Consider the following 9,570-nt stretch of genomic DNA (forward strand, 5'->3'; position numbering starts at 1 on the left):
GCAGCGCAGCCAATGGCTCTCGTTTCACGTGAAACGAGTACGTGCCAACAACGGCATGGTCCCCGCGGACCAACCACGCCCCAGTGAGATTGCGGCGGCGGCGAGGCGTGCTGGCGATCTTCGGGCGAACGCCGCTCCTCTGCACAGGCTGTGCACACCCAGCACTGATCCTCATCCCGTCGGCCCCGGAGAACGACCGGGAGCTGTCGACCTGGCTTTCACTGCAAACGGCACTGCGCAGTGGCGAGCCCACGGCACACTCCTCCGCTTGTCCAGCCACCTCTTGGTCACACGAGCTGTGCTCGCTGATGGCACCGCCCGATGCGGCGGCACAGAGACGGATGGCGGCACGTACCGCGCTTGCCTGATGGCATCAGAACAACCGCCACCCAGGCGTGGCTGGGCGTGGCCAAAAACCGCCCAGGAAGGCCTGAATACACCCAGGCCGCAACCCCAGCCAGTTTCGTCACTGTGACTCATGAGAATGGTGTGATCTTGAGGAGCGAACGAACCATGCGGCGCCCCTTTTTCGCCTTCTTCGGACAGCCTGCTCGTTTCACGTGAAACAGCGTGAACGGCGAAAGGGCCCAGCTGAGCGCCGGGGAGTGACACGTCATTGAGGCAGCATTCCGCGGAGTGGCCGGCTGAAGCGCCGGTATCGATGCTCGGTGCAATTGCAGAACATCCGCGGGCTGCGGCGGACAAGGCGGACATCTCCGTGCGGTACTCAAGGAGCTCCAGCAGCGGGGGTGTCTTTCCCACTGCCTGGTGCCGGGCAATCTCAGGGACAACGTTGAGCCGTGAACCGACACCGACTTCTGGCAGAAAAGGTGCGGGTGGCCGTCGGTACGGCCCCGAGAAAGCCTGGCCAGACTTTGTCGAGCGCCAACGCAGCAGCATCGGGATCGCTGGCAGAAAATGATTGGGAGACCACCGAGCTCCGGCTACGCGAGCTCTCCCGACCACGTCCGCCCAGAGGAACCTTTATCGCCGGACCGGAGATCGGCGACGCCACCTGATCCCGCGCCGGCGGTCAACCACTACTGGATTCCGACCGCAACAGCTGGAGCGTAAGGGTTTGGGTGCAACCCCCCTGGTGGTGCGCTGCGCCACCGCCCCGGCCCCGGCCCCGGCCCCGGCCAGGATCTCGGTAGACACTAGGCCCCGCAGGGCACTGTCGAAGGGCGCGGGTGTCGCTGCAGGCCCGGAGCCCCCGTCCTGCCATCGAACCCGCGGGAATGCGCGGTTCGCCTGCCTCACCTGAACCATCGCACCCCGCCGCGTCCACGGGGTTGTTCCCGGAGGCCCGGCTCGGACCCCTGCACGTCCAGCGGAGTGGCCCGATCCGATTCTGCAATCCGCCATCAACGAGCTCCCGGTAGCCGGGCACCATGAATCCATGGTGGGTCGAGCACCCGGCAGGCCTTCACGCGCGGGCACAGGACGGGGAGCTGCGTGCCCAGGGCGCCGCCAGCCCAATGCCTGAACCTAGCGGGTGGAGGAGCAGTGGTCGGCACCGCTTTGCCGTGCGCGCATACCGCTGAAGCCCCCGCGACACCGCGGTTAGGGGCTCCCCCATGGACAGCACCGTGGTGTTTCACGTGAAACACCGCCTTGCAGTATCGGTTCGGGGCCGCGGGATGCTGCCCAGGTGCCACCGGATCGCGAGACATTGCGGCCACCGAGGCCGGCCCGCGGGGTGCGAGTGGTGCGGACCAAGTTCGTGGGGCCGTCCGGACCGCTTCACCGCCCTGGCACCTTCGGCTGACGCGGTGCGCGGTGCGCGGTGCGCGTTGCGCGGTCCAGCCTGAACGGGGGTCTATTGGTGCGGCCATCGCCAAAATGCCGAATCTGGTGGACTCGGTATTTCTGGCGTAGCGACAGGAGACCGGATGACAATCCCTCGGTCACCGTGGTGCTGAACTGCGTGATCAGCCCCACGCGGCACCCTCCGCGGCGAGAAGCCGGTGCTGGAAGGAGCGCACCGATATCTGATGGACGCCTGACTGGCGTGCACGCCGGTCGATGTGACGCTGGTGGACGCCCCCGCTTCCTCCATGAGGGCGGGCCGAAACACAGTGGATTGGGAACCGACGGGTACCCATTGAGCGGCGCTCACCGCCACGTCCCTGTCATCGTACGAATAGCTCGCCGCCGGGTGGCATTCGCGGTCTATCCGTACACCGGGGAACCACCCCGACGCACTGCGCTGAACGACCGGCACCGGCGCTACGCGAAAGCCGGGCCTCCGACCGAAAGTACTGCCAAGTCAGCGTTCGGAAATGCCCACTTCGCGCCTGGGTGTTTCACGTGAAACACCCCGGTGGCCGATCTTCGGCGCAGACGCAGCCGGAACATGCACCGCGACGGCAGGATCTTGACCGGCACCAATTGAGCGAGGGTCGCGCTGTTGGCGCAGCGAACCCGATCTCCCCCAAACCGGCAACGGCGGCGCATTCCCCAGGCCGATTGGCTATCCAGGGCGAACGAGACGTTCCCGGTGCCAGCGCTGAGCGGCAAGCGAGTGGACGAGCCGGACCAATCCAGCTGTCGAACACCAACTACTGGCTACTGCATAGGTGGGGGCTGAACGTCGCCAAATCCCCGACGAATAGCCATTCGCTGCAGTATCGACACTCTGCCCGACTGACTAGCGGTTAGAGCGCGGGGTCAACTCGCACACCGGGTGTTTCACGTGAAACACCCGGTGTAGGAAGCGCCGCCCCACACCGGTACATGGCGCGGACACGGTTGCGGGGGATTGGGTGACAATCCCACCAGTACCGAGAACCGCCGAGGTAGGACCTTGGGACACCAGGTGGTCCGTCGGGCTCACGTACCCAGCGGCTGACCCCCAAGTCGTCCACCGACAGGGTCATTGCGTCAGTTGCTGGCGGAGCACCACACTTCCGGGGCGTCCGCCCTGAGGTCCGCGCTGGAGTGCGCCGGCACTCACCTAACGGCCCCAACCTCATCAGCTGCGGCACCTCGAACGGGGACCACTAGAGCGACGACGTTCAGGACTTCCTGTTGAGCAGCGGCTCGCTAGCACTGCCCTGGCATCCGACGCGGCCGGGCGCGGTCGGCCTGGCAGTGGTCGCGCCCAGCGGCACGTTCACCCGGTCCGTCCACAATGGATCACACGCCATCGAATCGCTGGGCTACCTACCACTATCGACAGGAGCCGACCGGCATCACAGTGATGAAACTACGGCGCGTCCCCGGAGGGGCGGACCACAGTGGTTCCATCGCCCTGGGAGCTCATCAAACCAACGATGCGATCGAGATCGTCGACCGACCCGAACTCCACCACGATGCGTCCCTTTCGCTGACCGAGGCTCACCGTCACCTTGGTGTCGAAGCTGTCCGACAGCCGGGCAGCCACCTCCTGCAGCACCGGGGGACGGGCGGGCCGACGATCAGAGCCCCGGGCCGACGGCCGCGCCTCATCCGCGTGGCGGCGGGCAAGGGTGATCGCCTCCTCCGTGGCCCGGACCGACAGCCCCTCAGCCACGATGCGTGCGGCCAGGTCTTCCTGCGCCATCGGGTCGCCGTCGAGGGACAGCAGCGCGCGGGCGTGCCCGGCAGAGAGCACCCCTGCCGCCACCCGACGCTGGACGGGGACCGGCAGGCGAAGGAGCCGGATGGTGTTGGACACCACTGGCCTCGATCGACCGATCCGAGTGGCGAGCTCCTCGTGCGTCACGCCGAACTCCTCGAGCAGCTGCTGGTAGGCCGCCGCCTCTTCCAGCGGGTTCAGCTGCACTCGGTGGATGTTCTCCAACAGCGCGTCCCGCAGCATCGCCTCGTCCGCGGTGTCCCGCACGATGGCGGGAATCGTCTCCAGTCCCGCTTCCTGGGTCGCGCGCCACCGGCGCTCGCCCATCACCAGCTCGTAGTGCCCGGGGGAGTCCTCCCGGACCACGATCGGCTGCATCAGACCGAACTCACGGATGGAGTGCACCAGCTCGGCGAGGGCCTCCTCGTCGAAGGCAAGTCTCGGCTGCTTCGGGTTGGGGCTGATGTCGGCGGTCCGCAGCTCGCGGTAGACCGCGCCCACTGGGGAGTCCGAGACCGGCGTGTCCGGGCCACCGACCGGGGCCGGGTCAGCCACGGAGGACGGGGCGCTGCCTCCGGTGGTGGGGGTGACCTGGTCCGACTTCGGCGCGGCGGCGGTCTGTGCACCGAACATCACGTCGGCCGCGGCGGCGCCCAGCCGCGGGCCCTCCGTCGGACCGGACGGGATCAGCGCAGCCAGGCCACGTCCCAGGCCGCCACGTCGCTGCTGACTCATTGTTGCTGCACCTTCTGCTCGCTGGGTCCATCAGGGGAAAGGGGTTCATCGCCAGGCTCTGCGGGCTCCGGCGACACCAGCGTGAGGTCGCCACGCATGGCGAACTCACGGCCAGCGTCCAGGTAGCTCATCGCGCCCCGCGAGCCCGGGTCATAGGCCAGGACCGTCTGCCCGTAGCCCGGCGCCTCGGACACCTTGATGCTGCGGGGGATCATCGTGCGGAGCACCAGCTCGCCGAAGTGGTTGCGGACCTCGTCCGCCACCTGGTCGGCCAGCTTGGTGCGGCCGTCGTACATGGTGAGCAGGATCGTGGAGACGTGCAGCTCAGGGTTGAGGTGCGCCTGCACCAGCTCCACGTTGCGCAGCAGCTGACCGAGTCCCTCGAGCGCGTAGTACTCACACTGGATGGGGATGAGCACCTCGGGCGCCGCCGCCAGCGCGTTGACGGTCAACAGCCCCAGCGACGGGGGACAGTCGATGAGGACGAAGTCGATGCCCAGGTCGGTGAGCGTCTCCTCGCTGAGCGCACGGCGCAGCCGCTTCTCCCGCGCCTCCATCGACACCAGCTCGATCTCCGCGCCGGCCAGGTCGATGGTCGCCGGCACGCACCACAGGTTGGGCGAGTGGGTGCTGGTCTGGATCGCCTCCGCCAGCTCCACCTCACCGATCAGCACCTCGTAGATCGAGGGAGTTCCGGACGGGTGCGGAATGCCCAGCGCGGTACTCGCGTTGCCCTGCGGATCGAGGTCGACCACGAGCACCTTGAGGTTGAACATGGACAGGGCCGCGGCCATGTTCACCGTGGTGGTGGTCTTGCCCACCCCACCCTTCTGGTTGGCGACGGTGATGACCCGGGGGGAGGACGGCCGCGGAACGACCACCTCACCGTGGTGCTGCACCCGCGCTGCCCGGGCGGCCGCCGCGGCGACGGGGGTGTCGAAGTCGTCGCCCGCTGGTCGAAGCACCACGCCGGCGCCCAGGATGGCCGAGCCGGCCACGTGCCCGGTAGGCGTGGTTCCCCGGGACCCTCTCGTCGGCACATCTGTCTCGCGGTCTCGCTGCCGGGCCATCAACGCTCCTCTAGTCACTCTGTGTCGCATCGTGAACCACAGCGCCGTCGGCCGGAGCTTCCACCGCGGCCGGTGGGGCTCGGCGAGCGCACGTCCACGCCTCGGTCCAGCCGACGCCCGGCTTCGGTGATCCCGGCAGCTGGGCTGTGTCTATCTCACCACGGGCGGGTGGCGTTCCCCCCGGCCGACATACCTTTGTCGACAGAGGGCGACCTTCATCTCTTCCGCGCGCCCCGTCCGGGCAGTCGCTCGGTCTCCACCACCCGGGTCGGGACGTCCAGCAGGGTCGTGCCGCACTCCAGCACCCTGGGGTTGTCCCCGCCGATGCGCTTGATCGCGTTGCGGTCCCGCTCGATCTCCTCCTCCGCCGAGCTGCCCTTCATCGCCAGCACCCGACCCCCCACGCGAGCGAGCGGGAGGCACCAGCCGAGCAGCTTGCCCAGCGGTGCCACCGCTCGGGAGACCACCACGTCCGCGCCGCCCACGGCAGTGCGGGTCGCCGGCTCCTCAGCGCGCCCGCGGTGGACGGTCACACTGACCCCTAGGGCGTCCACCGCCTCCTGCAGGAACGTGGCTCGACGCAGCAGCGGCTCCACGAGGACCACGGTGAGGTCTGGCCGGGCGATCGCCAGCGGGATGCCGGGCAGGCCGGCGCCGCTGCCGACGTCAACCACGGTGCTCGACTCCGGCAACAGCTCCTGCACCACCACGCAGTTGAGCAGGTGGCGGTCCCAGATGCGGTCGACCTCCCGTGGTCCGATCAGGCCCCGCTCCACGCCGGCACCAGCGAGCAGCGCGGCGTACTGCTCAGCCAGCGGCAATCGGTCACCAAATACCTGGGCAGCCACTCGATCGGTCTCCACGACCACACCTCTCGGTTTCACGTGAAACATCAGCGAAGCCACGGAAGGCCCGTAGCGCCGTGTGGCCCCCGACCGAACCGGTCGGGGGCCACAACTGACATCAGTGTCAGTTACTAGCTCTTGGGCAGGACGACCACGCGGCGCGCAGGCTCGGCGCCCTCGCTCTCGCTGACCACGCCCCGCACGGCAGCCACCGCGTCGTGCACGATCTTGCGCTCGAACGGGGTCATCGGGGGGAGCTCCTCGCGCTGGCCGTTCTCCAGCACCCGCTCAGCCACGGTGGCTCCCAGCCGGCTCAGCTCGGCACGCCGCTCGGCACGCCATCCGGCGATGTCCAGCATCAGCCGGCTGCGCTCGCCGGTGACCTGCTGCACCGCCAGGCGGGTCAGCTCCTGCAGGGCGTCGAGCACCTCACCCTTCCGGCCGACCAGCTGGTCCAGGTTGGTACCACCCTCGATGCTGACCATCGCGCGGTCACCCTCGACGTCCAGGTCGATGTCGCCGTCGAAGTCGAGGATGTCCAGCAGCCGCTCGAGGTAGTCACCAGCGACGTCACCCTCCTCCACCAAGGGGTCGTCGGCATCGTCCTCACCGGAGAGCGCGGCATCGGTCGGTGCTGCGGACGGCACGTCGAGCGGAGCCGACTGCTCGGTGTCCGGGTCCTGGCGCTCGGACTCGTCACCACTCACGGTCTCGTTCTCCAACACAGGGTGTTCCTCTCGTGCCGTCGGCGCCGCTCAGCGCTTCTTGCGCTGGCCGCGACTGGACTTGCTCTTGGCGTTGGGCGACTGGCCGCCACGGCGAGGCTTGCCCGAGGCTGCGGCGGGCCTGGCGATCTTGGCCTTCGGCGTGGCCGCCCCGCCGCTGCTCGGTGACTTGGTCAGCGACGGCTTGGACTCCGGCGGCGTAGAGGTGTCCTCGGCCGGTAGCACTGCGTCGTCAGCCTCCTCGGCCGTGCTCTCCGGCGACTCCTTGGACAGCGAGGGAGAGCCGTTGGCAGCGGCCTTGCGGCCCTTCGGCTTGTTGGGGCGGGCACCCGGGCGGGGGGCGTTGCTGCCGCGTCGCTCGATCGCCTCGCGCTTCTTCGCCTCGTCCTCGGCGGCGATCTTGCCGAACACGTAGTGCTGCTGCACCAAGGTCCAGGCGTTGTTGCTCAGCCAGTAGATGAGAATGGCGACCGGCAGGAAGGGGCCACCGACCAGCACGAACAGCGGGAAGACCCACAGGACGAGCTTGTTCATCATCGCCGACTGCGGGTTCGCCGCGGCAGCCGCACTCTGCCGAGCCACCGACGCACGAGCAGTGAAGTGGGTGGCGACGGCCGCGATGACCATCAGCGGGATGGCAACCGCCGCGATGGCGACCTTGTTGACGTCGCCGAAGGCCTCGAGCTGCGCGTCGGTCTGGGTGAGGAAGGACGACAGCGGCGCGCCGAAGAGCTTGGCGTCCAGGAACGAGCGCACCTCGTCGGCACTGAAGACGTAGTTCGCCGTCTGCGCGTTCTGCTCCACCGACATGGGCTCGGTGGGGCTCAGGAACGGGATCTGCGCCTGCGAGCCGGTGCGGTTGAACGAGCGCAGCACGTGGAACAGACCGATGAAGACCGGCGCCTGCAGCAGCACGGGCAGACAGCCGGCGACGGGGTTGAACCCGTGCTCCTTCTGCAGCTTCTGCATCTCCAGCGCCAGGCGCTGGCGATCGCCCTTGTACTTCTTCTGCAGCGCCTTGATCTGCGGCTGGAACTCCTGCATCTGCCGCTGGGTGCGGATCTGCTTCACAAAGGGGCGGTACAGCACTGCACGCAGGGTGAAGACCAGGAAGATCACCGACAGCGCCCAGCCGATGCCGCTGCTCGCGCCCAGAACCGTGCCGAAGACCTTGTGCCAGAACCACAAGATCGCCGACACCGGGTAGTAGATGAAGTCCAGCACTGTTCTACTCGCTCCTAGTCTTTGCGCTGCGCGGCCACACCGAGCCTGCGGGAGGCACAGGATCCCATCCACCAGGGTGCCAGGGTGCGCATTTCAGAAGTCGCCACACCGACAGGTAGGTGCCGCGGAAGGCGCCGTGGACCTCGAGGGCCTCGACCGCGTAGCTGCTACAGGTGGGCTGGAACCGACACGTGGGAAGTCGCAACGGCGACACCCAGGTCTGGTACAGCCGCACCAGGAAGACCATTCCCCGGGCGACCAGCGAGCGCCGTACCGGCGCCTGCACGCTCACGCCGGGGTCGGCTCGAGCGTGAAACCCAGCTTCCGCAGGCCGGAGCGAACGTCGGCGTCGAGCTCGCCGGAGCTGGCCGTGGCCGCGGACGGGTGTGCACGCAGCACCACGTCGGTGCCCGGCGGCAGCGACGCGACCACGGGACGCATCACGTGGCGCAGCTTCCGGGAGATGCGATGGCGAACCACCGAGCCGCCGACCGCCTTGCTCACCACCAGGCCCACTCGGCTGGGCAGCTCCGCCGACTCGCCGTCCCGCCGCAAGGCGTGGACGACCAGCCGGGACCGGCCCGCGCGCCGACCGCCACGCATCACGGCGGAGAACTCGCTGCGATGGGACAGTCGGTGGGCGGCCGGGAGCATGAAGAGGCCGCGGCTCAGGCCGTGAGCTCGTCGCGACCCTTGCGTCGGCGCGCAGACACGATGGCCCGGCCGGCGCGGGTGCGCATGCGCAGCCGGAAGCCGTGAACCCGTGCGCGACGCCGGTTGTTCGGCTGAAACGTCCGCTTACCCTTGGCCACGACTTGAACTCCCTGCACTTCGATGAATCAACGATGTCTCTACGTCCCTCCGGGACGACCACCACGTAGGCGACCTCCGTGCGGGTCCGCCACGCAAGGCGTGGGTGGACACAGCACGATATCGCCACCTGTGTGCAGTGACTGCACGAGACTACGGCAGCCCAAATCGGGCGGTCAAACGTGCTTGCCCGACAGTAGCCGCCGCCGGTGGCACCCGCAGTGCGCACGAGCACCGTTCGGCGGGCTGCCCACGGGGTGGTCGCGGGGTGCCCGTCGCCCGGCCACCTGGGCCGCGGGGGTCTGCCGCGGCCGCCGCACGGACCAACGCCAGCGACCCGTAGCCTCGGCTGCCGGGGGCGGCCCGACCAATTCCCACTGGAGCGGTGCACACCCCTTGTCAGGGGTGTGTGTTGTTGTTACTTTTCCCCGGGCACTCGCTCTGGTGATGAGTGCCACAGGGGGGAGATCCGGCGGTCAGCGTCCGTGCAGCTGGCACGTCCGGAAGCCGTTGCCCACCACGCCACACCGAGCCCCACGGGCTGCGGTGCGACCCGCGTAACTCCGTGCACAGTTGTGGACAACTCTGTGGACGGTAGGACA

8 protein-coding genes are annotated in these 9,570 nt (G+C 68.4%); all 8 read right to left on the reverse strand.

What is annotated here, in order from left to right:
* Positions 1–3,208: 3,208 nt before the first annotated feature.
* The 8 genes from ELX43_RS17485 to rpmH all read right to left on the reverse strand — a co-directional run bounded on the left by ELX43_RS17485 (position 3,209) and on the right by rpmH (position 8,970).
* A complete protein-coding gene (locus ELX43_RS17485) occupies positions 3,209–4,294 on the reverse strand; it encodes a ParB/RepB/Spo0J family partition protein (RefSeq protein ID WP_127784536.1) in 1,086 nt (361 codons plus the stop codon).
* Complete coding sequence (locus ELX43_RS17490; RefSeq protein WP_127784537.1) at positions 4,291–5,364, reverse strand: AAA family ATPase; 1,074 nt, start codon at positions 5,362–5,364, stop codon at positions 4,291–4,293. Before ELX43_RS17490 ends, ELX43_RS17485 begins: the two co-directional genes overlap by 4 nt.
* A gap of 215 nt (positions 5,365–5,579) precedes the next feature.
* Positions 5,580–6,257, reverse strand: coding sequence for a 16S rRNA (guanine(527)-N(7))-methyltransferase RsmG (rsmG, locus tag ELX43_RS17495; RefSeq protein WP_127785013.1), 678 nt, complete (start codon positions 6,255–6,257; stop codon positions 5,580–5,582).
* An 83-nt stretch (positions 6,258–6,340) separates the two neighbouring features.
* A complete protein-coding gene (locus ELX43_RS17500; RefSeq protein ID WP_241250016.1) occupies positions 6,341–6,856 on the reverse strand; it encodes a protein jag in 516 nt (171 codons plus the stop codon).
* Positions 6,857–6,964: 108 nt separating this feature from the next.
* On the reverse strand, positions 6,965–8,158 hold the full coding sequence (gene yidC, locus ELX43_RS17505) for a membrane protein insertase YidC (RefSeq protein WP_127784539.1): 1,194 nt from the start codon (positions 8,156–8,158) through the stop codon (positions 6,965–6,967).
* Between the two features lie 4 nt (positions 8,159–8,162).
* Positions 8,163–8,405, reverse strand: coding sequence for a membrane protein insertion efficiency factor YidD (gene yidD, locus ELX43_RS17510; protein WP_127785014.1), 243 nt, complete (start codon positions 8,403–8,405; stop codon positions 8,163–8,165).
* A 41-nt stretch (positions 8,406–8,446) separates the two neighbouring features.
* Positions 8,447–8,812 carry a ribonuclease P protein component gene (rnpA, locus tag ELX43_RS17515; RefSeq protein ID WP_127784540.1) on the reverse strand — a complete coding sequence of 122 codons (366 nt, stop codon included), beginning with the start codon at positions 8,810–8,812 and terminating at the stop codon, positions 8,447–8,449.
* Between the two features lie 14 nt (positions 8,813–8,826).
* Positions 8,827–8,970 (reverse strand): 50S ribosomal protein L34, encoded by a 144-nt coding sequence (gene rpmH / locus ELX43_RS17520; protein ID WP_127784541.1) that lies wholly within the window; start codon positions 8,968–8,970, stop codon positions 8,827–8,829.
* Positions 8,971–9,570: the final 600 nt, after the last annotated feature.

The organism is Rhodococcus sp. X156 (assembly GCF_004006015.1).
Taxonomy (GTDB): Bacteria; Actinomycetota; Actinomycetes; order Mycobacteriales; family Mycobacteriaceae; genus X156.

Bases quoted from the DNA above. Each gene is read 5' to 3' on its own strand.
- ELX43_RS17490 (WP_127784537.1), bottom strand. From the start codon at position 5,364: ATGGCCCGGCAGCGAGACCGCGAGACAGATGTGCCGACGAGAGGGTCC.
- yidD (WP_127785014.1), bottom strand. From the start codon at position 8,405: ATGGTCTTCCTGGTGCGGCTGTACCAGACCTGGGTGTCGCCGTTGCGA.
- rsmG (WP_127785013.1), bottom strand. From the start codon at position 6,257: ATGTTTCACGTGAAACCGAGAGGTGTGGTCGTGGAGACCGATCGAGTG.
- rnpA (WP_127784540.1), bottom strand. From the start codon at position 8,812: ATGCTCCCGGCCGCCCACCGACTGTCCCATCGCAGCGAGTTCTCCGCC.
- ELX43_RS17485 (WP_127784536.1), bottom strand. From the start codon at position 4,294: ATGAGTCAGCAGCGACGTGGCGGCCTGGGACGTGGCCTGGCTGCGCTG.